The organism is Methylobacterium sp. CCH7-A2 (assembly GCF_001557075.1).
In the GTDB taxonomy this organism is placed as follows: domain Bacteria; phylum Pseudomonadota; class Alphaproteobacteria; order Rhizobiales; family Beijerinckiaceae; genus Allobosea; species Allobosea massiliensis.
Genome location: NZ_LSKN01000277.1, coordinates 1 through 231, shown reverse-complemented (window position 1 = coordinate 231; position 231 = coordinate 1). Strand labels below are relative to the sequence as shown.

General features: G+C 67.5%; 1 protein-coding gene. It reads left to right on the top strand.

All coding sequences use genetic code 11. The annotated features are described in order from the left end of the window. A partial coding sequence (locus AX750_RS20190) for a methyl-accepting chemotaxis protein (RefSeq protein WP_245282477.1) occupies positions 1-231 on the top strand: 231 nt, incomplete at both ends.

Sequence of the window (231 nt, the reverse complement as noted above, 5' to 3'; positions counted from 1 at the left end):
AAGAGACCGCGGCGACGACCGAGCAGCTCGCGGCGTCCGTGAAGGCGACCGCCCAAGCCTCGCGCAACGCCGCCGCCATCGCGACCGAAGCGATGGATGCCGCGCAGAATGGCGGCAGCATCGCAAGTGAGGCCGTCGAGGCCATGGCGCGGATCGAGAGCGCCTCGACCAAGATTTCGGACATCATCCGCGTCATCGACGACATCGCCTTCCAGACCAACCTGCTGGCGC